We start from the raw sequence: 22,172 nt of genomic DNA, 5'->3' as shown, positions 1-22,172 counted from the left end.
TTGTTGTTATGGGTGTGGGATGGGCGCCCAGGGGCGGGTCATTTTCGCTCCGTCGGGACCGGCCACGCCTTGTGCAACGGCCAGAGGAAGACGGCGCTGGAAGGGGAACATTTTGTGCGACTGCACAGTGAATCGATTGATCCGCCCGTTACCCGCGGCGCGGAACGAGCAATTGCAGCCCCAGCAACAATTGCTGGCGGTGCTCCAGGCGAGCGAGATCGAGCCCGCTGATCGAAGCGATGCGCTCCAGACGGTAGCGCAGGCTGTTGCGATGGATTCCCAGCGCCTGGGCACAGGCCTGGGCGTGCCCGTCATGGGCGCACCAGGACTCCAGGGTAGCGGCCAGCGAACCTTGCGGATCGTGGTCGAGCAACCGCTGCAAGGGCGCCAGCAGCTGCCGCACCTGCCAACTGTCGCGCTGGCTGAACAGCAGGCTGGCGAGGCGGTGTCCGTCCAGGGTCACGACCCGCCGACCGGGCAACCGGCTGCGCGCATAGTCCAGCAGGTCGCGTGCGGCGCAGGCCGAGGCGCGCAGCTCGGCCAGGTCGTGCGCCGGGTCGCCGGCACACAGGCGCGCCACGCCCCAGCCGCGCGCGTCGGCGCGCTCCAGCCAGTGCTCGAGCGTATCTGCGTGGGCTACCGGCCGGCACCAGAACACCAGGCGCTCGCCCAGCGCCGCGCTCCAGTGCTCCGCCCGGCCGCCGAGTGCCGCCAGCAGGCGAGCCTGGCAAGGCAGCGGATCGGCATGCTCGGGCAGCTCCAGGAAGACCGCCTGGCGCGGCCAGTGCATGGCCAGCCCCAGGTGTTCCGCATCGGCCGCCAGCGCCCCGAGGCCGTGGCCGGGATCGAGCAACTGGCGCAGCCAGGCTTCGTGACGCTGGCGTTGCCAGTGTCGCTCGTCCTGCATCTGGCGCTGCTCCATGAGCATTTCCGCTGCCATCCGCACCAGCTCGGCATAGGGCCGGACCACCTCCGGCGCGCCGGTGATGCCGAGCACGCCGACCAGCCGCTCGGCGTGCAGCAACGGCAGGTTCACCCCTGGCCGCACCCCGCGCAGGCAGGCGGCGGCCTGCTCGTCGATTTCCACCACCCGCCGGTTGGCCAGCACCAGTTGCGCCCCTTCGTGGCGGGTATGCAGGCGCGATGGATCGCCGCTGCCGATGATCATGCCCTGGGCATCCATCACATTGATGTTGTGCGGCAGGATCGCCATCGCCCGATCGACGATGTGCTGCGCCAGCGTCGAATCCAGTTCGAACATGGAGGACTCAGGGCGCCAGGCGTTCGCGCGACCAGCCGCCGTCCTGGCGTCGATAGTCGAGACGGTCGTGCAGGCGGCTCGGCCGCCCCTGCCAGAACTCGATGCGCTGCGGCAGGAGACGGTAGCCGCCCCAGTGCTCGGGACAGCTCGGCGGCTGGTCGGCGAAACGCCGCTCGGTGTCCGCGAGCAGCCGTTCCAGCTCGGCGCGATCGGCGATGACCCGGCTCTGCGGCGAGGCCCAGGCGCCCAGGCGACTGCCCAGCGGACGCACCTGGTAGTAGGCGTCGGATTCCTCGGGAGTGACCTTCTCGACGTTGCCTTCGATGCGCACCTGGCGCTCCAGCGCCGGCCAGAAGAAGGTCATGGCCGCCCGCGGATTGGCCGCCAGTTGCCGGCCCTTGGCGCTTTCGTAGTTGGTGAAGAAGGTGAAGCCGCGCTCGTCGAGGCCCTTGAGCAGGAGGATACGGCAATGCGGATAGCCGTCGGCGTCGACGGTGGCCAGGGTCATGGCGTTGGGTTCGACCGGCAGGCGCTCGGTCTTCACCGCGTCGTCGAACCACTGGCGGAACAGGCTGAAGGGATCGCTAGGGGCGTTGGCCTCGCTGAGGCCATCGCGGGTGTACTCGCGGCGCATATCGGCCAGGGACTGGGTCATGGCGCATCTCCAGGGGGAAATGCGCCATAGCTTAACCGCAGACTCCGCCTCGCGCTTGATCCGGGACAATGGCGCCAAGCGCCCTGCCCCGGTTCGGCTCAGTTGCCCTGGGCCAGGGACAGCAGGCTGGCGCGCTGGGTATAGAGCACTTCGACGCGACGGTTCTGGGCGCGGCCGGCGGCGCTGGCGTTGTCCGCGCGCGGCATGTCGGAACCGACCCCCTTCAGGCGCAATTGGTCGCCTTTCAGGCCGCTGAGGCGGAAGATCGCCGCCACCGACTGGGCACGCTCGAAGCTCAGCTTGTCGTTGACCGCCTTGCTGCCGGTGCTGTCGGTATGGCCGAGTACCAGAATACCGCTCTGCGGATCGGCCTGGGCCATCTTGGCGACCTTGCCCAGCGGGTTGAGGGTGATCGGCATCAGCATGGTATGGCGCTTGGGATTGAACGAGTAGTCGGCGGGGGCGATGACGATCAATGCGTTGTCGCGGCGTTCGAGGGTGAACTCGCTACCGGCGATCGCTTCGCGCAGGGCTTTCTCATGGGCATCCAGCCACTCCTTGGTGACCTTCTGCTGGACCAGTGCCGGCTTGCCCGACGCCTTGCTCGCCGAGCTGGCGCCGAACGGCCACCACCAGGGGTTGGCGGCCTTCGGCTCGGCTGCGGCGGCGACTTCTTTCTTCGCCGCGGCGATCTCGGCCTTCTGCTCCGCAGCCTTGGCGGCTACGTCCCGACCGCCTTCGTCCTTGCCGAACGGCCACCACCAGTGGCTGGAGCCGACATGCTCGGCTTCGGCCTTCTGTTCCGTGGCCTGCTTGGCGACGGTCTGTCCGTCGTCCTTGCCGAACGGCCACCATGAATGGCTGGAAGCCTGCTCGGCCGGAGCCTTGGCTGGCTGCGAGGAAGCATCCTGGGTCTGGAAATAGCTGCAGCCGGAGGCGGTCATGCAGAGAAGAAGCGTCGAGGTCTTAAGCAGTTTCATACGTCGGGGTCCGTTGGAAGTGAAAGAAGGCGAGCCCGATGGAACATTCGGCTCAACCGCCGGTCACATCGCAGCGATGCCGGAGTCGATCCACTGCCCCGGCAACGCCCTATCTCATACGACGCTTTAGATTGTGTCGCTAAGCCATTATTTGGCAATGAAATTTAGCGTCGAGCCGACAAGCGGTTAAAAGTTAACCAACGGATTACAGACACTCCCCCGCGACACGCGCCAGCTGTTGCGCCCGCGGATCCATCAGCACGTACGGCCCCAAGGCGTTGCTGACAAAGGAAAAAGCCAGGTCGCGCTCGGGATCGGCGAAGCCAATCGAGCCACCCGCCCCAGGGTGGCCGAAGGCCTTGGGGCCGAGTCCGTAGGTCGCATTGGCCACGCCCGGTTGGTCGAGCATGGTGCCGAGGCCGAAGCGGGTCCGGGTCAGCAAGGTCCGATCCTCGCCTACCGCGTGTTCGTGGGCCAACTGGCCCAGCAGTTCATCTTCCAGCAAACGTCCCTGCAACAGGCCGCTATAGAAGCCGGCGAGCGCGCGCGCGTTGCCATGGCCATTGGCGGCCGGCTGCTGCATGCGTCGCCATTCCGGCTTGTTGGTGCTGGTGAGGATCGACGGCGGATTGGTGAAGGCGCGGGTGGTCAGCGCCAATGGCTCGCTCATCATGGTCTTCAGCATGCGCTGGGCGGCAGCGTCGCCGAGGCTGCCCTTGCTCCGCGCCATGTGGGCGACGCGGCCGAACTGGCTGTCGTCCAGGCCGATATGGAAATCCAGGCCCAGCGGTGTCGCGGTACGCGCCACGATGGCCTCGCCCGGCTCGCGGCCGTCGACCCGGCGGATCACCTCGCCGAGCAGCCAGCCGTAGGTAATCGGTGCATAGCCGTGCGCTTCGCCGGGCGTCCACCAGGGCTCCTCGGCGGCCAGTGCCGCGGTCATCGCCTGCCAGTCGTAGAGTGCCTCGGGCGGCATCTGCTTGCGCAGCGCCGGCAGGCCGGCGCGATGGCAGAGCAACTGGCGCACGCTGATCGCTGCCTTGCCGGCCGCGGCGAACTCGGGCCAGTAGCGTGCCACCGGCGCGTCCAGTTCGAGCTTGCCCTCGGCCACCAGTTGCAGCACGGCAACGGCGGTGAAGGTCTTGGTGCAGGAGAACAGATTGAGGATGGTGTCGCGCTGCCAGGGCTGCTCGCCGTCCTTGTCCGCGACGCCGCCCCAGAGGTCGACCACCGTCTCGCCACCGACCTCCAGGCACAACGCCGCACCGCGCTCCTGCGGATTGTCGAAAAGCCGGGCGAAGGCCTCGGCAAGCGGGGCGAAACGGCTGTCACAGTGGCCTTGGGGCGTCATGGGCAAGTTCCGGTGGGAAAGTGGTCGGAGCATTCTTCCAGCCCTCGGCGGCCTTGTGAACCCTGACATAAGAGGGGTTCGCCGCAAGCGGGCGGCGGTGAATGCGCGCTCATGAACCGGCTGAATCCTCGCGCGGCGGCGGAGGCTCGACGGCAGGCATGGAGCTGGCCATCGCCGACAGTCGCGACAAGGCGGCAAGGTTGCTTCGGCGCACCGTGTCGACGAAACCGGCGAACGGCAAGCCCGTGATCCCGACCAGGCCAATATGACCGTTCTCGCCGTCCAGCAGGCGCCCGCTGGCCGGTTGGTCGAGGTACTGGAACCAGTGGGCGCCGACGATATACGGACTCTTCAGCGCCGCCTCCAGGAACGTTCGGTAGGAGTCGCCGCGCGCCCGCTCATTGGCCGCCTCGCTGACGCCACCCCAGAACGGACCGCGATCCCGCGAGCCGAAGTGGAACTCGCTGATCAGCACCGGCTTGTCCAGCCGCGCCAGCAGGGAGTCGTCCAGGCCCTGCCCGGGCAACGGCGTATAGAGGTTGAAACTGAGCAGGTCGCAATACCGGGCGCAGGAGGTGATCGCCTCGGGAGTGCTGACGGCGAAGCGGCCGCCGAGCAGGAGGTGGTTCGGTGCGTGCCATTGCAGGGCGTCGCGCAGGGTCTTGAAGTAAGCGTCGGCATACAGCCGGAGGAAGGCGCTGTAGTCCTCGGCGATGGCCGGATGCCCCTCGCCCGGCAGCGGAGCCGCGTAGCCCGGCGCCTCCAGGGCCTCCCAGGCGGCCAGCTCGATGCCCCAGGCCTGGGCCAATGCCTCATGGCGCAGGTACTTGGCTTTCAATTGCTTGACGAAGGCGCGCTTCGCCGGACTGTCCATGGACAGCCTCAAGGCTCCGAAAGCGAGGCCGTAGCGCGCCTGGGCCGAGCCGTCGCGCCCGGCCCAGGCCAGTTCGTTGTCGGCGTAGTAGCCGAGCAGCCAGGGATCGTCGCGGTGGTCGCGAGCAGCGATGGCGATGACGCGCTCGGCGGCCATGGCGAAGCGCGGGTCGAAGGGATCGGGCATGGCTCCCCACCAGTCGAAACCGCTGCTGACCGTGGCGTAGTCGCCGGCGATCGACAGCGGCAGGCTGTAGGGCATCCGCGCCTGTGCGGCGAGCGCCGGATCGCTCCAGTTGCCGAGGCTGTTGAAACCCCATGCCGAGAGGCGCTCCAGGGTGCGCTGGCGCCATTCGCCGGCGAGCTGGTCGGCGCTCGCCTGGGGAGCGATGCGCTGGCGATTGGCACCGAGGAAATCGAACCAGCGGCCATGCCCGAAGCGCCGCCCGGCCTGCGCGGCGACGCCGCGGCGGTCGTCGCCCTCACCGAAGAATGCCGCCAGCGGCTCACCCTCCGCCGGCAGTTCGGCGAACATCGGCTCGCGTCCCTCGACGTAGGTCCGGCTGCCGTCGGCGGTCACCGCATTAACGCCCAGCGACCAGAACGGATGTCCTTCCGGAGTAACCAGCCACCAGCGCCCGCCACGTTTTTCCGTGCGGAAGAAACCGCTGGCTTCGAACACCGGCCCACCCAGCAGGCCGCCGAAACGGTCGCGCGCCGGTGTCTGCCGTTCCCAGTCGCGGAGCTGTGCGGCCTCGGCCGCATAGGCGCTGCGCAACTGTTCGTCGGAACGAATCTTTTCCGGCCAGTCGGCGCGGCTGTACTGGCCATAGCGATCGATCAGGCCGGTCAGGATGCTCCGCTCCACCGCTCTCCCTGCGCGTATGCCGAAACGTCCGAGCAGGATGCTCTGGGGAGCTTGCGGCGAGCGCAGGGACAGGCTCAGCGCCCCGACCCTGGCGCGGTCCAGCGAGCCCTCCACGCGTGGCGCCAGCAGCACCCGCTGGCCTTCGACCATCTGCGGCATCGGCGGCCCCGCACGCATGCCCAGAGCCTCTGGCGAAACCGCCCGCAACGGCACCAGCAGGGTCTGCGGCGGGCCTGCCGGAAGCTCGATGGATGCCTGCAACCCCGGCGCACCCTGCTCGCCCTCGATCGCGACCTCCAGGGTCATGTCCCAGCTCATGGCGTTCTGGATGCGCAGGCTCACGTAGTCCGCTGCGGACCAGTCCCAACGGCCCTGCGCCGGACTCATGCGCAAGGTGGGCCGTTGCGCCGGGCTGAAGGTGACGCGACGGAGAATGTCGCCCTCCGGGGTGGCCTCCGCCGTCACGCTGGGCAGGTCGGCATCCTCCAGGGTGATGCCGACCACGGCCATCGGCTTGACGAAGTTGAACAGCACCTGCTGGGTGTCGTTCGCCGCCAGCGGCGCGGCCACCGCGAGCAGGCCGAGAAGCAGGGGAAGATGCCAACGCGAACGGATCATGAAGCCTGTTTTCCTTAACTCCATCCCGGCATGGACAAATGCCGGGAATTTCCCGATGCGGCTCGGACGTGAAGGCTGGCGCCCTCCGCGCAGATCAGCGCGTCAGGCGATTTCCCGCCGGAACGGCGGCAATGCATTGAGGATAGCCTTGCCGTAGCGCTGGGTGACCACGCGGCGATCCAGCAGGGTGATGGTGCCGCGGTCCTGCTCGGTGCGCAGCAGCCGCCCGCAGGCCTGGACCAACCGCAGCGAGGCGTCTGGCACGGCGATCTCCATGAACGGATTGCCGCCGCGCGCCTCGATCCACTCGGCCAGCGCCGCCTCCACCGGGTCGTCGGGTACCGCGAAGGGAATCTTGGCGATCACCACGTGTTCGCAATAGGCCCCCGGCAGGTCCACGCCTTCGGCGAAGCTGGCGAGGCCGAAGAGCACGCTGTCCTCACCGTCGTCGACTCGCGACTTGTGCTTGTTCAGGGTTTCCTGCTTGGACAGGTTGCCCTGGATGAACACCCGCTTGCGCCAGTCGCGGTCGAGACCGTCGAAGACCTCCTGCATCTGCTTGCGCGAGGAGAACAGCACCAGGCTGCCGCGCGCGCCCTTCACCAGTTCCGGCAGCTCGCGAATGATCGCCGCGGTGTGCTCGGCGGCGTTGCGCGGATCCGCCTTGAGGTCGGGAACCCGCAATACCCCGGCCTCGGCATGGTGGAAGGGGCTCGGCACCACCGCGGTGACCGCGTTGCGCGGCAGGCCGGCGCGCATGCGGTAGCGGTCGAAGGTGCCCAACGCGGTCAGGGTCGCCGAGGTCACCAGCACGCCATAGGCGACGTTCCACAGGTTGCGGCGCAGGGTCTCGGCGGCGAGGATCGGGCTGGCGTTGGCTTCGATGTCGTAGAAGCTGCCGCTCTCGGCGAGGGTCAGCCAGCGCGCCATCGGCGGGCTGTCCTGCGGGTCCTCGCAGGTGAATGCGGTCCACAGTTCCCAGTTGCCCTGGGCGCGCGCCAAAAGACTACCGAACAGCGGGTACCACTCCTCCGCCTGGTGGCTGGCGATGCCGCCGGCGCCTTCGCCGTCCATCGCCTCCTTGAGGATATCGGTGAGACGGGTGAACAGGTCGGTCAGCTTGGAGAAGCCTTTCTTCAGCTCGATGCCCATCTCGCGGATATGCTCGGGGACCACCCCGCCGACGAAACGGTGACGCGGCCGCTCGCGACCTTCCATGTCCTCGCCGGCGCGGAAATCGCCGATCTCTTCGCAGGCGGTGAACATGAACTGCTGCTGGGTCTTGATCTCCCGGGCCAGCTCCGGCACCTGTTCGATCAGGCGGCCGAGGTCGCCCGGCAGCGGGTGCTGGGCGAGCAGCTTGGTGAGGTTCTTGGCGATCTGCTCCAGCCAGTCGGCGGTAGCGCGCAGGCGGGTGAAATGGGCGAAATGGCCAATCGCCTTGTCCGGCAGGTGATGGCCCTCGTCGAACACGTAGAGAGTCTCGCGCGGATCGGGCAGGATGGCGCCGCCGCCCAGGGCCAGGTCAGCCAGGACCAGGTCGTGGTTGGTGACGATCACATCGACCTTGGTCATCCCTTCGCGCGCCTTGTAGAAGGCGCACTGCTGGAAGTTCGGGCAATGTCGGTTGGTGCACTGGCTGTGATCGGTGGTGAGCTGCGCCCAATGCGCGTCGTCGATCGCCTCCGGCCAGCTGTCGCGGTCGCCGTCCCAGCGGTTGCCGGCCAGGCGTTCGATCATCTGGTTGAACAGCTTGCTGCTGGTCTCGTCGACGTCGATGTTGAAACCGTCATCGGCGAACAGTTGCGCCGTCGCGCTTTGCGCCTGGCCTTCCTGCAGCAGCACGTCGAGCTTGGACAGGCACAGGTAGCGCCCGCGGCCCTTGGCCAGGGCGAAGCTGAAGGCCAGCCCGCTGTTGCGCAGCAGGTCGGGAAGATCCTTGTGGACGATCTGCTCCTGCAGGGCGACGGTCGCGGTGGCTATCACCAGGCGCTTGCCACTGGCCTTGGCGCAGGCGATCGCCGCCAGGCTGTAGGCCACGGTCTTGCCGGTACCGGTTCCGGCCTCCACCGCGACCACCGCCGGCTCGCCCTCGCGGTGCCCCTCCTCGTCCTCCTTGATCGCGCCGAGGGCCTTGGCCACTTCGGCGATCATCAGGCGCTGGCCATAGCGAGGCTTCAGCTCCTTGGCTTCGAGAAAGCGGGTGTAGGCACCCTGGATCTGGGACTTGAGTTCGGCGCTGAGCATGGAATTCCTGGGCCCGGCGCGCAGCGGAAGGCGAATCCGCCGGCGCGCCATAGCTGGATAAATTTTCAGTGGTTCGACAGGGCGGCTATGATAACGCGCTTCGTCACAACCGCCAGCGGAGATCGCCGAATGACCCCCTACGCCCTCGTCTACGCCCTGCATGTCCTGGCCGCCCTTGTCTGGGTCGGAGGCATGTTCTTCGCCTGGACGATTCTTCGTCCGGCGGCCGTCGCCGCGCTGGAGGCCCCAGCCCGCCTGGGCCTGTGGCTGGAGGTGTTCCGCCGTTTCTTCCATTGGGTCTGGGCGGCGGTGATCCTGCTGCCGATCAGCGGCGTCGGCATGCTGCACCTGAGCTTCAACGGTTTCGCCGGCGCGCCGCGCTACGTACAGGTAATGATGGGGCTCTACGTCGCCATGCTGGCACTGTTCCTGCGGGTGCAGGCGCTGCAAGTGCCGGAACTGCGCCGCGCGGTGCAGGCCCAGGACTGGCCGGCAGGCGGGCAGGCGCTGGGGAAGATCCGCCGCACCGTCGGCTTCAACCTGCTCCTCGGCCTGCTGCTGATAGCCCTGGTAGCGGCACGCCCGAGCCTCTGAACCGGCGATGCGCCGGCAGCCGTGCTGCCGGCCTCTCCTCAGAAGCGCACGACGTCCAGGCTGCCGTCGCTGCCGTTGGCGCCGTTCGCGCCGTCCTCTCCGCTGCGCCCCGCACGACCGGCATCCACCGAGTAGATCCAGCAACCGGTGGCGTTATCCGCCGCACCCGGTTTGCCGGCCTTGCCTCCGGCGCCGCCGACGCCGCCTTGCAGACGGGTTTGCAAGCGCTCCAGAGGAAAATCGCCCGGCACTTCCAGACGAATCCGACCGCCCGCCCCGCCCGGACCGCCGTCGCTTCCGGATTGGCCGTCGCCACCTTTCAGCGCGCTGCCCCAGAGGCAGCCGGAGGCCTTGCCGGAAGCCCCGTCCAGGCCATCGTAGCCTGGCGCGCCGACGCCACCGCGGGCGTCCAGCAGCAGGCTTTCCACCTCCACCGCCTGCAAGCGCAAGGTCAGGTCGCGGCCGTTACCGGCGCTTTGCCGGAAGGTGCCGGTCGCGCCGGGCGCGGAAATGATGCTGCCATCGGCCAGGCGGCCGCTGACGACTTCGATGCTGATTCGCTCTTCGCCCGGCGCCACGCCGATCCGGGCGTTCTTCGCCATGTGCAGTTCCTCGATGCGCAGGACGCTGACCTCCAGCGGAATCAGCAGGGCGGCATCCTCGCCGATCTCCACTCTGCGCAGGCGCAGCTCCTGGGCCCGCTTGGGCAGGCGCATCACCGAGTTCGCCTGAACCTTCACGGTTCCGCCGATACCCTGCTGGCGTGCCGTCGGCGCCTCGGCCGAAAACGCGGCGCCAGCCCAGGCCAGGGGAACGACCAGGAACAATCCGAGCATGGCCTTACGCATGATCGTCCTCCTTGTCCTGCGGCAACTCGCTGGCCGGGCTCAGCGCCGGCAACGCAAGCATGTGGAAGACCCCGAACAGCAAGACCTGGAGACGGTCCAGCCAGGGATGCGCACGCGCTTTCAGGCGTCGTCCGAGGACGAGAATCTCGATCAGGTGGATCAACAGGATCAGGCCGCCGGCTATCGACAACAGCCAGTTCAGCGGATAGGCGAACGGATGCAGCAGATTGACCAGCACCGCGCCCCAGAACACCAGGGTCACGAGCTTGCCCAGCCCGAGAAACGCTTTCATGGAACTCCCCCCAATACATCGTGTGCGGGGGAACATACTCGCCAGCCCGCCGCGGCGCCAGCCATGAACGAAAACGGGGGCTTCGACGCCCCCGTTCTGCTCCGCGCCGCCAGCGTCATTCGCGCTTGATGAGGATTTCCACCCGGCGATTCTCGGCCCGCCCTTCGCGAGTCTTGTTGTCGGCGACCGGCTGGCTTTCGCCCAATCCCTGCACGCCGACGATGATGCTCGAAGGCACCCCGGCATCGATCAGATAGTTCGCCACGGCATTCGCGCGCCGTTCCGACAGCTTCTGGTTGTAGGCATCGGAACCGACGCTGTCGGTATGCCCGGTGATACTCAGGCGCGTACTGGCCGCCTCGCCTTTCAGGCGTTCGGCGATGCCGTTGAGCTTCTCGCTGTCGGCGGCGTCCACCTTCGACGAATCGAAGGCGAAGTGCAGGTCGCGCACGACAATGGTTTCTTCCTTGACGACAGGAGGCGGCGGCGCGACTTCCTCGACCGGCTGCGGAGGCGGCGGCGCGACCTGTTCGCCGGCACCGTGCACCCAGCAATAGGCGGCACCGACGCCACCGCCGATCAGGGCGCCCCAGCCAGCCCAGCTGCTGCTTTCGATCGCGCCCAGGCCGGCGCCGGTAACACCACCGACCGCCGCACAGGTCGGCCAGTCGCTTTTCTGCAACCCTGCGCAACCGGTCAGCAAGCCGCTGACCAGAATCAGGGGTAAAGCGGTCCTCGTGATGCTCATTGGAACTCTCCTCGTGGATCGGTTGTAACCGACAAATAGGGAGTAAAGACCCCAGCCGAAAAAAGCGCCAGCACTAGGCCATGCAGGCGCTTCAGGCTAGTCTTGGCGAATCCCAGGAGAGTGTTTTCCCATGAGCGAACCGATTTCTCCCCGCACCCCGCAGCAGGCCCTGGCCGCGTTGCTCGCCCGCTACGCGCCGAAGCGCTTGCTGCTGGTCGGCGCCAGCCGGCTGCCGGCGGTGGAGGCCTTCATCCACAACCATCCCCAGTGCCAACTGGCGCACAGCCCGGCGGCGGCATTGCCCGCCGAACTGGCCGGCCAGCGCTTCGACCTGGCGCTGTTCGTCGATTGCCTGGAACACCTGCCGCAGCGCACCGGTCTGCAGTTGCTCGCGGGCGTGCGCAACCTGAACGCCAGCCGGGTCGCCGTACTGGTCGACCTCGAGGCCAGCGACTGGCAGGAAACCGACTTCTTCGCCCTCGCCATGCAGAACAGCGAACGCTTCCAGCGCGAAGGCCAGACGCTGACCCTGTACACCTACGACCTGTACGAGTACAAGCAGGTCCCCGATTGGCTGAACGCCAAGTTCTGGGCCAACCCGGAAAACTTCGGCAAGTACTGGTGGTAACCATGACCCAACCCACCTGCCCCTGCGGCAGCGGCGACCCGCTCGACGATTGCTGCGGCCGCTATCACCAGGGACATCCCGCGCCCACCGCGGAAGCCCTGATGCGCTCGCGCTACAGCGCCTATGCCCTCGGACTGGTGGACTACCTGCGCGACACCACGCTGCCGGCGCAACAGGCCGGCCTCGATCTCGACGGCATCCGCGCCTGGAGCCACGGCAGCACCTGGCTCGGCCTGGAGGTGGAAAACCACGAGGTGCTCGGCGGCCAGCCGGAACATGCGCGAGTCACCTTCGTCGCGCGCTGGCACGACGCCGAGGGGGAACATGCCCATCGCGAATGTTCCGGCTTCGTCCAGCGCAACGGTCGCTGGTACTTCCTCGATCCGACCGTGGCCCTGAAACTCGGCCGCAACGACCCCTGCCCCTGCGGCGCCGGCGGCAAGCTGAAGAAATGCTGCGGTCCATGGATCACCTGATGCATTCGCTCGCCAGCTATATCCGCGCCATCCATGCCCTGCCCTCGCCAGTCTCGATAAGCGATGCGCAGGTCGAAGAGCAACAGCGCTGCGAGGACGGCGTCGAGATCCACAGCTGCGAAGCGCTCTACCGTTTCGACAACGGCGTGCGCCTGCGCCAGCACTGCGAGCGCGACCTCCTGCCAAGCAGCGGGGCCTGCGAGGAATGCTGGATCGGCTACGAAGTGCTGGATTTCGCCGGGCAGGAAATCAGCCCACGCCACAAGCACTTCGTCAACGCCTGCCAGGAACGCTTCTGGTTGCGCATGCACGCCTGAGATACAGCGCCAGGCGGCGCGGTTTGGGCGTTGACGAGCGCTCGGGTAGAATGCGCAGCCTTTTCATCCGGGCCCCATCCCCATGCTGCTGACCGTGCTCTACATCATCGCCATCACCGCCGAAGCCATGACCGGCGCGCTGTCGGCCGGCCGGCGCAGCATGGACCTGTTCGGCGTGGTGCTGATCGCCTGCGTCACCGCCCTGGGCGGCGGCTCGGTACGCGACATGCTGCTGGGCCATTACCCGCTGACCTGGGTCCGTCACCCGGAATACCTGGCGCTGACCGCAGTCGCCGCGCTGGTCACAGTGTTCATCGCGCCGCTGATGCGCCACCTGCGCTCGCTGTTCCTGGTACTCGACGCGGTTGGCCTGGTGGCCTTCACCCTGATCGGCTGCCAGGTCAGCCTGGAAATGGGCCACAGCCTGCTGATCGCGGCGATCAGCGGGGTGATCACCGGGGTGTTCGGCGGCATTCTCCGCGACATCCTGTGCAACGACGTACCCTTGATCTTCCGCCGCGAACTCTATGCCAGCGTGTCCTTCGCCAGCGCCTGGTGCTACCTGATCTGCGTGGAGCTGGAACTGCCCTCCGAACAGGCGATGCTGATCACCCTGTTCAGCGGCTTCCTGTTCCGCCTGCTGGCCATCCGCTTCCACTGGGAAATGCCCAAGTTCGTCTACCAGGACGATTTCGACCACTGAAGCAAGCGCCTGCCCCTGGTCGACGCGTTCCTCCAACCCCTCGCCTGTCCCCGATGCCACGGCCCGCGACGCGGTTATCCGCCCCACGCCCACGCTTGTCGCAGGCCGCTGCCCGCCTCAGTCCTGCAGGCGCAGGTGGCTGGTGTCCGGAGCCGGAGCCGCTGGCTCGGGGCGTGCCTGGCCCATGTCGCTACCGACCGGGGCGACGCTGAAGCGGCTCAGGTCGAGCTTCGGCGCCTCGGCTTCGGCCTTGGCGTCCTGTAGGTCGGCGCCTACCGGAGCCAGGCCGAAATCCGGCGCATCGACCTCGGCGAACGCCGCCATGTAGCCGTCCCGCGGCGCTACCTGCAAACGCCCGGAGGGCGCGCTGTCCCGCGCAGCGACGCGGGCCTGTGGGGCTTCCACGGCGGCCTGCTGCGCAGGCGGCGGCGCCATGACCACCTCCTCGATCTCCATCTCGGCGACCACGGCGATCGCTCCCGCTCGCTCCAGCACGCTGCGGTATTTTTCCGCGGAGGCGGCATCGAGGTTGTTCTTGATCACCACCCGGCGGCCGGAGAACAGCAGCTCGATACGCTGCGCGTCGGCCTGGAACAGCTTGGCCAGGTTGGCCTTGACCACCTCGGGCCGGGCGCCGGCGACCAACTGGCCGGAAAAGGCGATTTCAAAGCGGCTCATTGGCATCTCTCCGAGTGAAGGGCCGCTCGGCATGGCGGCCCTGGCGTTTCGTCGAACGATTGTACCCATCGACAGCCACGCGTGGAGTGACTGGGTCCGGCAAATTGGCCGGCGGGTCCGTTCAGGTTAGCCGAGCCGGTCACGCCAGCCGACGGGAAGACTTGCACGGGCGTACGCGCTTCTCCATGCTCCCCCGACTGCGCTACGGGAAACATATGGACACAGGCCTGTACCTGAAACATCTTTCCTCTATACAACAATAAGTTGCAGCACAATCACTGCTTGTTAAACTGAGGCGTCTCGGGGGGAATAGCATGAATTACCAGGCGCAAATGATAAGAATTATCAGCCTAATAATGGCATGGGGAGTTCTCTCCAATCTCTCGGGCTGCAGCTGGATGACCGGCAGCTTCGAAGACCCCGACGTCAAGCTGCTGAAGGTGGAAGTGGTCAAGGCACGCTTGCTGGAACAGGAGTTCGTGATGCGCTTCCGCATCGACAACCCCAACGATTTCAGCCTGCCGGTACGCGGCCTGCAGTACGCCGTGCAACTGAACGACATCCAGCTCGCAGAAGGCGAGTCCGGGCAGTGGTTCACGGTTCCCGCCCACGGCCACGAGGTATTCGACGTGCCGGTGCGAACCAATCTCTGGCGCCACATGAAATACATCGTCAAGCTCCTCGAGCGTCCCGAGGAGCCGATCCGCTACCGCCTGCAGGGCGAAGTGAAGACCGGACTGATGTTCGGCCGCAGCGTGCACCTGAGACGAAATGGCGAGATAATTCCCGGCGATTTCATCCCAGAATAGGTCCACCATGAGTCAGGAACCCCACGTACACGGCCCGAACTGCAACCACGACCACGATCATCATCACGATCATGGCCATGGTCATGTCCATGGTCCGCACTGCAACCACAGCCACGAGCCGGTGCGCAATCCGCTCAAGGCCGTAGGCCGCAACGATCCCTGCCCCTGCGGCAGCGAGAAGAAATTCAAGAAGTGCCACGGCGCCTGACCCTTCGCACGCGCCGGCATCCGAAGGCCCGCTGAGCAGCGGGCCTTTTCGTTGGCGCGCCACCAGCCCCGCCGGGGCGTCATGCGCGACAGCGGTTTGCATCGAACCTAGGTTCCTGGCGTAGAGTCTTCCGTTCGTAGCCCATCGACGAGCCGGAGACGCACCGATGATCGACCTGTACTACTGGACCACCCCGAACGGCCACAAGATTACTCTTTTCCTGGAAGAAACCGGCCTGCCCTACGCCATCCATCCGATCAATATCAGCCAGGGCGACCAGTTCCAGGCGGATTTCCTGAAGGTGTCGCCGAACAACAAGATTCCCGCCATCGTCGATCGCCAACCAGCCGACGGCGGCGCTCCCCTGTCGCTGTTCGAGTCCGGCGCCATCCTGCTCTATCTCGCGGAAAAGACCGGACGCTTCCTCGCCAAGGACCTGCGCGCGCGCCAGGAAACCCTGCAGTGGCTGTTCTGGCAGATGGGCGGGCTGGGGCCGATGGCCGGGCAGAACCACCATTTCAACCGCTTCGCCCCGGAGAAGATTCCCTACGCCATCGACCGTTACGTCAAGGAAACCGCGCGCCTGTACGGCGTTCTCGACCAGCGCCTGGCGGACCGCGCCTTCGTCGCCGGCGACGACTACAGCATCGCCGACATGGCCATCTATCCGTGGATCGTCCCACACCAGTGGCAGGAGCAGGATCTCGCCGACTTCCCACACCTGCAGCGCTGGTTCGAGAGCATTCGCCAGCGTCCGGCGACGCAACGCGCCTATGCTTTGGTGGAGCGCATCAATCCGCCGCAGTAGCGGGTCCCGAGCCGGCCTGCGGACGTCCTCGCGGACGACCGCAGGCGGAGCTTGCGCAGCCCTGCGCTCCTCACTAACGTAGCGCCTCTCGACGCGACCACTCCCGCAGGAGCCCCCACCCCATGGCCTCGCCAGCCTTCATGCGTTTTCTTCCCCGTTGCGGCGCCGCCGCGGCCTTCGGCACCCTCCTGGGCCTGGCCGGTTGCCAGTCCTGGCTCGACGATCGCTACGCCGACAGCCTGCCGCCGACCTCCGGCGTACAACCGATCAAGGGCCTGGCGCAAAACGTATCGATCCGGCGCAACGCGCTGGGCATGCCACTGATCGAAACCGGCACCTTCCATGACGCGCTGTTCGCCCTGGGCTACGTACACGCCTCCGACCGCCTGAGCCAGATGGTCAGCCTGCGCCTGCTGGCCCAGGGACGGCTGGCCGAGATGGTCGGCCCCGGCGCGCTGGAGATCGACCGTTTCATGCGTACCGTGAACCTGCGCCAGGCCGCGGAGATCCAGTACAGGAACGCCTCGCCGCGCCTGCAACGCTTCTTCGAGGTCTACGCGCGCGGGGTCAACGCCTACCTGTATCGCTATCGCGACAAGCTGCCGATGGACCTGGCCCAGTCCGGCTACCGTCCGGAATACTGGAAGCCCGAGGACTCGGCCCTGGTCTTCGCCCTGCTCAACTTCGGCCTGGCGGTGAACCTGCAGGAAGAAATCGCCTCGCTGACGCTCGCGCAGAAGGTCGGCAGCGACAAGCTGGCCTGGCTGACGCCGACCTATCCCGACGAAAACCTGCCGTTCGACGAGGCGGAAAAGCTCAAGGGCCTGCGCCTGGACGGGCAGGTTCCCGGCCTCGCGGGCGTCGAGGACGCGGCGCGGCAGGTCGCAGCGCTGAGCATGCTCGGGGTCGCCGCCTCGAACAACTGGGCTATCGCGCCGCAACGCAGCCGCAGCGGCAAGAGCCTGATGGCCAACGACACCCACCTGCCGCTGAGCATGCCGTCGGTGTGGAACTACGTGCAGATCCGCTCGCCCAAGTACCAGGCCGCGGGCGTTTCCATCGCCGGTCTGCCGGGCGTGGTGGCGGGCTTCAACGGCAAGCTGGCCTGGGGCATGACCATGGTCCTGGGCGACAACCAGGATCTCTACCTGGAACAGTTGCGACGCCAGGGCAACCGGCTCTATTACCTGGCCGACGGCAAGTGGCAGCCAACCCGCGAACGCCAGGAAACCTTCTTCATCAAGGGCCAGCGGCCGATCCGCGAGGTCATCCACGAAACCCGCCATGGCCCGCTGCTCAACAGCGCCCTGGGCGAGCGCAAGAACATCCTCCAGCCGCTGCCGCTGAAGAGCGGCTACGGACTGGCCTACCGGAGCATCCAGCAGGAAGCCGACAAGACCCTGGACGGCTTCTTCGACCTGTCGCGGGCCAAGACCATCGAGCAGGCCTTCGACGCCACCCGCGAGATTCGCGCGATGCCGCTGAACATCGTGTTCGCCGACGAAAAGCACATCGGCTGGCAGGTCACCGGACGCTATCCGAACCGCAAGGAGGGTCGCGGCCTGCTGCCCTCCCCTGGCTGGGACGGCCGCTACGACTGGGATGGCTATGCCGACCCGATCCTCCACCCCTCCGACCAGGACCCGCAGCAGGGCTGGCTGGGTACCGCCAACCACCGCACCGTGCAGCCCGGCTACGGCGCCCAGTTGTCCAATTCCTGGTACTACCCGGAGCGCGCCGAGCGCATCGCCCAGCTCGCCGGTGCCAGCAAGAGCCACGACACCCAGAGCATGATCCGCATGCAGTACGACCAGACCTCGCTGTTCGTCGCCAAGCTGCAAGCCATGTTCGACAATCCCGGCATGGCGGCGCCGCTGCGCCAGGCCATCGACGCCTTGCCGGAGGCGCAACGCAGCCGGGCGCGGGAGGCCTACGACCGGCTGATGGCGTTCGACGGCAAGCTGACAGCCAGCTCCAGCGACGCCGCGCTGTACGGCGCCTTCCTCCACGAGAGCGCCAGGCAGATATTCCTCGACGAGCTAGGACCGGAAGACGGCCCTGCCTGGAAAGCCTTCGTCGAGACCGCCAACCTCTCCTACTCGGCGCAAGCCGACCACCTGCTCGGGCGCGACGACAGTCCGTTCTGGGACGATACCCGCACTCCGCAGAAGGAGGACAAGCCGGCAATCCTCGCGCGCAGCCTCGCCGCCGCCGTGGAGTTCTGCGAACAGCGACTGGGGAGCGAGCGCAAGGCCTGGCAATGGGGCAAGCTGCACACCTACGAATGGCGGAGCGACAGCTCGAAAATGGCCCCCTACCTGGGCGCCGGCGAGCGCGCCGGACTCGGCGCGATCAAGGGCTATCTCGATCGCGGGCCCTATCCGGCCGGCGGCGACCACACCACGCTGGACGTATCGGCCTACGGCTGGGGCCAGGACTTCGACACTTGGCTGATCCCGGCGATGCGGCTAATCGTCGACTTCGGCCAGAGCGAACCGATGATCGGCGTGAACAGCAGCGGCCAATCCGGCAATCCGGCCAGCCCGCACTACGCCGACGGTATCGACGCCTGGCTCAAGGGGCGCTACGTCAGCTTCCCGTTCCAGCCACAGAACCTCGATCGCGTTTACGGCAACAAGCGGCTGACGCTCACTCCCGCTCGCTGAACGGACGGCGCGGAACTTTCCTCCGCGCCGTGGCTCTGAACAGCCGACTTACTCCATGATCATCTTCAGGGCGTCCTTCCGGACGCCCTTCTTTTATCCCCCTCCCGGAAAGCCTCCGTTTTCTCGAAAGCCCGGGCACGGGATCGAACTGATCTCACTCCTCTCCGGCCTCTTCCACGGGCGCCACCAGCGCCCGGTCCAGCCAGTCCGTCGGCAGGCTCTTGCTGGCGCGGGCACCGAGCAGCTTGAGTTGCTCGCTGCGACTGATCAGGTTGCCACGTCCCTCGGTGAGCTTGTTGCGCGCCGCGGCATAGGCCTTGTCCAGTTGCTGCAGGCGCGAACCGACCTCATCGAGGTCCTGGACGAAGAGCACGAACTTGTCATACAGCGAACCGGCACGTTCGGCGATTTCCCGCGCATTCTGGTTCTGCCGCTCCTGGCGCCAGAGGCTGTCGATTACCCGCAGGGTGGCCAGCAGGGTGGTCGGGCTGACGATCACGATATTCTGCGCGAAGGCGTCCTGGAACAGGTTCGGCTCGGCCTGCAGGGCCGTCGAAAAAGCCGCCTCGATCGGCATGAACAGCAGGACGAAGTCGAGGCTGTGCAACCCTTCCAGACGTCGATAGTCCTTGCCGGAGAGGCCTTTCACATGGTTGCGCAACGACGTTACGTGCTGCTTCAGCGCCTGCTGGCGCAGCAGATCGTCGTCAGCGGCGATGTACTGCTGGTAGGCCGTGAGACTGACCTTGGCATCCACCACCACCTGCTTGTCGCCGGGCAGGCGGATCAGCACGTCCGGCTGGAAGCGTTCGCCCTCGGCGCCCTTCAGGCTGACCTGGGTCTCGTATTCCCGGCCTTTTTCCAGGCCCGCATGCTCGAGCACCCGCTCCAGCACCAGTTCGCCCCAGTTGCCCTGGGTCTTCTGGCCCTTGAGCGCGCGGGTCAGGTTGGTCGCTTCCTCGCCCAGGCGCAGGTTGAGCTGCTGCAGACGCTCCAGTTCCTTGCTCAGGGAGAAACGCTCGCGCGCTTCCTGCTGGTAGCTTTCCTCCACCCGCTTCTCGAACGCCTGGATGCGCTCCTTGAGCGGATCGAGCATCTGCCCCAGGCGCTGCTGACTGGTTTCGGCGAAACGCTGTTCGCGTTCGTCGAAGATCTTTCCCGCCAGTTCGGCGAACTGTGCCCGCAACTCGTCGCGGGCCGACTGCAGGTCGGTCAGGCGCTGCTGGTGGCTTTCCTGCTGTTCGCGCAGTTCCGCAGCCAGCGCAGCCCGTTCGGAAGCCAGGCGACGCACTTCCTCTTCCCGGCCCTGGCGCTCGCTGGCCCAACGTGCCTCCGCCTGGGACGCCCGTTGCCGCTCCTCCCCCATCAACTCGGCTTCCCGACGCAGCGCGGCGACCTCACCGGCGAGCCTGGCATGGCGCTCGCCGAGTTGCTGGTAAGCCTCCCTGCTGGTCTCCAACTGCGCATTCAGCCCGTCCTGGGCCAGTTGCGCGGTCGCCAGTCGCTCGCCGAGCAAGGCTATCTCGCGCTCCGCCAGGCTGGCCCTTCTCTGTAGCTGCCATGCCAGGCCGGCCAGGGGAATCGCGGCAGCCAGCAGGCCAAGCAACAGGTTCGGTAGATCGACGGGCATGGGGCACTCCAGCGGAAAACGACGCAACACCCGCCTGGCAGGCGCGCGTGCAGCGGATTCTAGGTTCTTGGGAAAAGACCGTCGAGCGAATAGCGCCGCGCCGAACGAGCACTCCGCTTCCGAGCTGTGCGTAACCCCATGCGCAGGACATTTCAGATACTTCCGTAACGGAAGCCATCGCCCTGCGCCCTTCGCCGCCGGGAAATTTCTGCTTCCACGGCATTTTTGTCGCGGCTACAGGGCTTGCCTTGGAGCGTGCGATGTGCTGTCGAGCAAGCGCTTGGGAAATCCACAGATCCTGTGGATAACCCAGTGGAAAAGCCCCTAAAAAACTGCCGAACCCCCGATGGAGTGGGGCTATGGGACAGATTGACGATTTTTTCACCAACTATTTTTATCGTTATTTTTCAATAAGTTACGTTTCAAACATGAAAAATCAAGCGTTTAGAGCCTAACGCTCTCAACCCTTGACAAGCTGCTTTCCATTTGTGCACAAATTTTCGCCGAAGCCTCTTGCCGCCCCATTGCAGGGCAATGCCGTTCGAAATCCCCAGCCACTCTTTCCCTGGGGGCATGCAGGCCAGCCCCGCCCAACCAGCAGGTTGCGGCCTCCAGACGGCGACCCCGGATCGCTGACAACCGTGCGACCCTCCACTCACGCCGGATGCGGCAACTTTCCGTCCACCAGGAACAGCTCCCAGGAGAAGATTTTCGGCGACCCCGGCACATGCGCCGGCTTGAACGCCACGTAACCGGCCGTGGTTTCGCACAGCCAGGGCGTCAGGTTGCGAGGACGCTTTTCGGTGAAGGCCGCGGGCGTGAACAGGGCGACATTGCAGCCGCGCTCCGGGCAACGCGCCGAACGGTATTCGAATGCCTGCACCCCGGCGCTGCGCATGGCACTTCCCAGTTCCTGGGGAGCGCGGTAGTCGGCGATGTCGGTCAGCGCAGCCTCGTGATCGGAGAAAGGCGGCGCCTGCAGACGGATTCCCCGCTCCACCTTCCAGCCCGCCTCGAACGAAGCGTGCTCGGACAGAATCCTCCCGCTCGGTGGCGGCACCGCCATGCCACTCCACAGGACACAACGGTAATACGCGCTTTCGGCCATGGCCGTTTCCAGCTTCAACGCGGCGTAGAACAGGCTTGGCTCGTGACGACGGCCAAACCGCGACCCCCAACGCAAGGGCGGATAACGGAACGGGGTCTTCAACAGGTAATGCAATGGCTCGGCATCCGCCGGCACCGGCGGCTTGCTCGACTCGAGCAGTTCCTCGAGCAACGCCTGTTCTTCCAGGGTGTCGACCAATTGCAGGGTCGCCACCTGCTCCTGGCTCTCCACCAACCGCACCAGCCGCCCCTGGAGCGGTCGGACATGCCGCTCACCCTTGCACTGTCGCCAGATCTCGCTCACCTTCCGCCCCTCGCTTCCTGTGGTGTCGGATGCCAGCGTAGCGGCACCGCAGTCTCCATTCAGCCAGGCGTGTCGCCTCTGGCTGCCAGCCTTTTCCGTGACAGGCGTAGGCCCCCGTACAGGCGCGCCGGGCATCAGACCTTGCCGCGGATCGCATCGAGGTATTCCAGCACATGAACCAGGCCCTGCACCTGTCCCATCAGTGCCAGCGGCTCGCCCGCCAGGTGATGGTTGGGAGTGCGCAGGAAGTGGCGCATGTCCTCCTGCTGCCCGCCGAACAGGGCATACAGTGCGCGATAGACTCGCACCAGCAGCAGAGCCAGCTCGCCGGTCTTGCTGTCCACCCGCAGGCCCTGGGTCTTCCAGCGGCTGATGGCGCTGCGATCGACGCCGACGATGCCGGCCAGTTCGAGCTGCGTCAGCCCCAATTGCTCGCGCGCGGCCAGGACGGCCTTGGCCAGGACAGCATCGGCGCTGGGACGTTCCTTGATGAGAGCGCTCAT

General features: G+C 66.5%; 22 protein-coding genes. 9 read left to right on the top strand and 13 right to left on the bottom strand.

Translation table 11 applies throughout. The features are described from left to right. Positions 1-148 precede the first annotated feature (148 nt). The 6 genes from LT948_RS01960 to dinG form a co-directional block, all read right to left on the bottom strand. Positions 149-1,261, bottom strand: coding sequence for a CdaR family transcriptional regulator (locus LT948_RS01960; RefSeq protein WP_003112517.1), 1,113 nt, complete (start codon positions 1,259-1,261; stop codon positions 149-151). Positions 1,262-1,268: 7 nt separating this feature from the next. Continuing rightward, entirely contained in the window at positions 1,269-1,916 is a 648-nt protein-coding gene (pdxH, locus tag LT948_RS01955; protein WP_023092132.1) for a pyridoxamine 5'-phosphate oxidase, read from the bottom strand. 98 nt (positions 1,917-2,014) lie between these two features. After that, the gene (locus LT948_RS01950; RefSeq protein WP_003082037.1) at positions 2,015-2,896 is read right to left on the bottom strand and encodes an OmpA family protein; all 882 of its coding nucleotides are present in this window, start codon (positions 2,894-2,896) and stop codon (positions 2,015-2,017) included. 205 nt (positions 2,897-3,101) lie between these two features. Then, on the bottom strand, positions 3,102-4,247 hold the full coding sequence (locus tag LT948_RS01945) for an EstA family serine hydrolase (protein WP_003086355.1): 1,146 nt from the start codon (positions 4,245-4,247) through the stop codon (positions 3,102-3,104). 109 nt (positions 4,248-4,356) lie between these two features. Further along, positions 4,357-6,630 carry a beta-agarase gene (locus tag LT948_RS01940; protein ID WP_073656902.1) on the bottom strand — a complete coding sequence of 758 codons (2,274 nt, stop codon included), beginning with the start codon at positions 6,628-6,630 and terminating at the stop codon, positions 4,357-4,359. Positions 6,631-6,708: 78 nt separating this feature from the next. Then, the gene (gene dinG / locus LT948_RS01935) at positions 6,709-8,853 is read right to left on the bottom strand and encodes an ATP-dependent DNA helicase DinG (protein WP_003086351.1); all 2,145 of its coding nucleotides are present in this window, start codon (positions 8,851-8,853) and stop codon (positions 6,709-6,711) included. A 129-nt stretch (positions 8,854-8,982) separates the two neighbouring features. On the opposite strand from dinG, the gene LT948_RS01930 reads away from it, so the two are divergent. Then, positions 8,983-9,447: a CopD family protein gene (locus tag LT948_RS01930; protein ID WP_003082024.1), complete on the top strand. Its 465-nt coding sequence runs from the start codon at positions 8,983-8,985 to the stop codon at positions 9,445-9,447. A gap of 38 nt (positions 9,448-9,485) precedes the next feature. Here the strand turns inward: LT948_RS01930 and LT948_RS01925 are convergent, their stop codons facing one another. The 3 genes from LT948_RS01925 to LT948_RS01915 all read right to left on the bottom strand — a co-directional run bounded on the left by LT948_RS01925 (position 9,486) and on the right by LT948_RS01915 (position 11,335). After that, positions 9,486-10,295 (bottom strand): hypothetical protein, encoded by an 810-nt coding sequence (locus tag LT948_RS01925; RefSeq protein WP_021264415.1) that lies wholly within the window; start codon positions 10,293-10,295, stop codon positions 9,486-9,488. Then, positions 10,288-10,587, bottom strand: a complete 300-nt coding sequence (locus LT948_RS01920; protein WP_003086345.1) for a DUF1145 domain-containing protein — start codon at positions 10,585-10,587, stop codon at positions 10,288-10,290. Before LT948_RS01920 ends, LT948_RS01925 begins: the two co-directional genes overlap by 8 nt. A gap of 115 nt (positions 10,588-10,702) precedes the next feature. Then, positions 10,703-11,335, bottom strand: coding sequence for an OmpA family protein (locus LT948_RS01915; protein WP_003082015.1), 633 nt, complete (start codon positions 11,333-11,335; stop codon positions 10,703-10,705). Between the two features lie 130 nt (positions 11,336-11,465). Here LT948_RS01915 and LT948_RS01910 point away from each other — a divergent pair, with 130 nt between their 5' ends. From LT948_RS01910 to LT948_RS01895, 4 genes are all read left to right on the top strand, one after another. Then, positions 11,466-11,963 carry a DUF6231 family protein gene (locus tag LT948_RS01910; protein WP_003086343.1) on the top strand — a complete coding sequence of 166 codons (498 nt, stop codon included), beginning with the start codon at positions 11,466-11,468 and terminating at the stop codon, positions 11,961-11,963. Positions 11,964-11,965: 2 nt separating this feature from the next. Further along, on the top strand, positions 11,966-12,439 hold the full coding sequence (locus LT948_RS01905) for a YchJ family protein (protein ID WP_003123184.1): 474 nt from the start codon (positions 11,966-11,968) through the stop codon (positions 12,437-12,439). Next, complete coding sequence (locus tag LT948_RS01900) at positions 12,439-12,756, top strand: hypothetical protein (RefSeq protein ID WP_023112270.1); 318 nt, start codon at positions 12,439-12,441, stop codon at positions 12,754-12,756. Before LT948_RS01905 ends, LT948_RS01900 begins: the two co-directional genes overlap by 1 nt. An 82-nt stretch (positions 12,757-12,838) precedes the next feature. After that, complete coding sequence (locus tag LT948_RS01895) at positions 12,839-13,459, top strand: trimeric intracellular cation channel family protein (RefSeq protein WP_003081997.1); 621 nt, start codon at positions 12,839-12,841, stop codon at positions 13,457-13,459. Between the two features lie 117 nt (positions 13,460-13,576). On the opposite strand, the gene LT948_RS01890 is transcribed toward LT948_RS01895, so the two are convergent. After that, entirely contained in the window at positions 13,577-14,137 is a 561-nt protein-coding gene (locus LT948_RS01890) for a hypothetical protein (RefSeq protein WP_003123185.1), read from the bottom strand. A 314-nt stretch (positions 14,138-14,451) separates the two neighbouring features. Here LT948_RS01890 and LT948_RS01885 point away from each other — a divergent pair, with 314 nt between their 5' ends. The 4 genes from LT948_RS01885 to quiP all read left to right on the top strand — a co-directional run bounded on the left by LT948_RS01885 (position 14,452) and on the right by quiP (position 18,628). After that, on the top strand, positions 14,452-14,946 hold the full coding sequence (locus tag LT948_RS01885; RefSeq protein ID WP_003123186.1) for an LEA type 2 family protein: 495 nt from the start codon (positions 14,452-14,454) through the stop codon (positions 14,944-14,946). Between the two features lie 7 nt (positions 14,947-14,953). Next, on the top strand, positions 14,954-15,154 hold the full coding sequence (locus LT948_RS01880; protein WP_003081984.1) for an SEC-C metal-binding domain-containing protein: 201 nt from the start codon (positions 14,954-14,956) through the stop codon (positions 15,152-15,154). Between the two features lie 166 nt (positions 15,155-15,320). Further along, positions 15,321-15,962 carry a glutathione binding-like protein gene (locus LT948_RS01875; protein WP_003081964.1) on the top strand — a complete coding sequence of 214 codons (642 nt, stop codon included), beginning with the start codon at positions 15,321-15,323 and terminating at the stop codon, positions 15,960-15,962. Positions 15,963-16,084: 122 nt separating this feature from the next. Next, positions 16,085-18,628, top strand: coding sequence for an acyl-homoserine-lactone acylase QuiP (gene quiP, locus LT948_RS01870; protein WP_009315399.1), 2,544 nt, complete (start codon positions 16,085-16,087; stop codon positions 18,626-18,628). Positions 18,629-18,782: 154 nt separating this feature from the next. Here the strand turns inward: quiP and rmuC are convergent, their stop codons facing one another. From rmuC to LT948_RS01855, 3 genes are all read right to left on the bottom strand, one after another. Further along, complete coding sequence (gene rmuC / locus LT948_RS01865) at positions 18,783-20,144, bottom strand: DNA recombination protein RmuC (protein WP_003134034.1); 1,362 nt, start codon at positions 20,142-20,144, stop codon at positions 18,783-18,785. A 769-nt stretch (positions 20,145-20,913) separates the two neighbouring features. Beyond that, positions 20,914-21,669 carry an RES family NAD+ phosphorylase gene (locus LT948_RS01860; protein ID WP_003086331.1) on the bottom strand — a complete coding sequence of 252 codons (756 nt, stop codon included), beginning with the start codon at positions 21,667-21,669 and terminating at the stop codon, positions 20,914-20,916. Positions 21,670-21,803: 134 nt separating this feature from the next. Beyond that, the gene (locus LT948_RS01855) at positions 21,804-22,172 is read right to left on the bottom strand and encodes an antitoxin Xre/MbcA/ParS toxin-binding domain-containing protein (protein WP_003086329.1); all 369 of its coding nucleotides are present in this window, start codon (positions 22,170-22,172) and stop codon (positions 21,804-21,806) included.

Origin of the sequence: Pseudomonas sp. CP-1 (genome assembly GCF_021213715.1) — a bacterium.
Taxonomy (GTDB): domain Bacteria; phylum Pseudomonadota; class Gammaproteobacteria; order Pseudomonadales; family Pseudomonadaceae; genus Pseudomonas; species Pseudomonas aeruginosa.
Note: the sequence above shows the minus strand (reverse complement) of the source record. Positions and strands in the feature narration are given on the sequence as shown.